This window comes from Chryseobacterium sp. SIMBA_029 (assembly GCF_046535275.1).
Lineage (GTDB): Bacteria > Bacteroidota > Bacteroidia > Flavobacteriales > Weeksellaceae > Chryseobacterium.
In genome coordinates this window covers 1-265 of record NZ_JAWRXA010000426.1, presented here as the reverse complement: position 1 = coordinate 265, position 265 = coordinate 1, and the positions used below count along the sequence as shown (strand labels likewise).

At 61.9% G+C, this 265-nt stretch carries 1 protein-coding gene; it reads right to left on the bottom strand.

Annotated elements, in window-relative coordinates; all coding sequences use genetic code 11:
- Positions 1–265: hypothetical protein (locus tag SB679_RS24700; protein ID WP_410704926.1), on the bottom strand; the 265-nt coding region annotated here is incomplete at both ends.

Genomic DNA, 265 nt, shown 5'->3' with positions numbered 1-265 from the left:
CGTTGGCTTCGGTAGATAGTAGAGGATGTAGCCGCCGTAACCGATATGCGCGGCAAACAGCAGGGCAGCGGCAAAGACACCCGTCCTGGCGCCCTGGCGGGTCCCAAGCAGCGCCGGTGCTGCAAAGACGAAGACGGAAAGCGCCGTGACGCCCATGACGCCAAGCACATGGGCCGATTGCATCATCAGCGGCACCGGCATCATGCCGTAACCGACTGCATTCCACGGAAAGCCGGTGAACGCGACACTGCGAAGCCATTCGAAC